The organism is Tepidimonas fonticaldi (assembly GCF_001675355.1).
Classification (GTDB): domain Bacteria; phylum Pseudomonadota; class Gammaproteobacteria; order Burkholderiales; family Burkholderiaceae_C; genus Tepidimonas; species Tepidimonas fonticaldi.
The window spans coordinates 1-844 of sequence record NZ_LZDH01000061.1 but is presented as its reverse complement, the minus strand read 5'-3'; the positions used below and the strand labels follow the sequence as shown (position 1 = coordinate 844).

Genomic DNA, 844 nt, shown 5'->3' with positions numbered 1-844 from the left:
TTGGCATAATTTAGGGTCATAACTCGACAGGGATTGGTTAAATAATTGGCTGCCAGAAATATTGGTTTCTTCGCAGGCAATTTGGTCGGTTAGACGGTAGCGAATGTAATCGTGGACCATCAAAACATGTTGAGTATCGCGATAATTATCGGGCTCGTGTTGTTTTAACCAACGTAACAGCGCTACAGGATGAGAAGCCCATAATTGCTGCAAACTCAATGGATAAGCTTTGTCCGCGGTGCCGTCTTGGTGCCATTCATCAACAATAGATTGAGCTCGTGAATCAGATGACACAATCCCATTCCTAACCGGTTTTCCTTGGCTATTGAGTAAGTACAGCCCTTTGCCGTGAGAAGAAAAGCTGACACCGGAAATTTGGGCGGCGTTGAGCTGGCTATTTTGAATCGCTTGGCGAATCACGCTGCAAGCCGCTTCCCACAGCATTTCCATATTGCGTTCACTAAAACCTGCTTGTGGACTCTCAGTGGGAAAAGAATGTTCAGCAACGGTAATTTCTTGGCCTTCTGCGGTGTAGATACCCGCTTTAATGACGGTACCACCAAGGTCAACACCCATAAAAAATGCATTCATTATCGGCTCCTTTAGGCGTTGTGCCAGCCTGCTTGTTGCATTTTGTCTTCCATCCAATGACGAGCTTTGATAATTTCAATCAGTGGCTCATCGGCTTTTTCTGTCCACATTTCAATCAGGAAGGAGCCACGGTAATTTAAACGTTTTAATAATTTGAATAAATTAACAAAATCCACGCAGCCTTCACCGAAAGGCACATCACGGAATTGGCCTTTACAGGTTTCAGTCACCGCATACGTATCTTTTAAGTGAA

At 44.3% G+C, this 844-nt stretch carries 2 protein-coding genes; both read right to left on the bottom strand.

Translation table 11 applies throughout. The annotated features are described in order from the left end of the window. On the bottom strand, nt 1–591 hold a 591-nt coding region (locus A9O67_RS13200), incomplete at its 3' end, for an FGGY family carbohydrate kinase (RefSeq protein WP_269451566.1). 11 nt (nt 592–602) lie between these two features. Then, the coding region (locus A9O67_RS13195; protein WP_231960323.1) for a TIM barrel protein at nt 603–844 on the bottom strand (242 nt) is incomplete at its 5' end.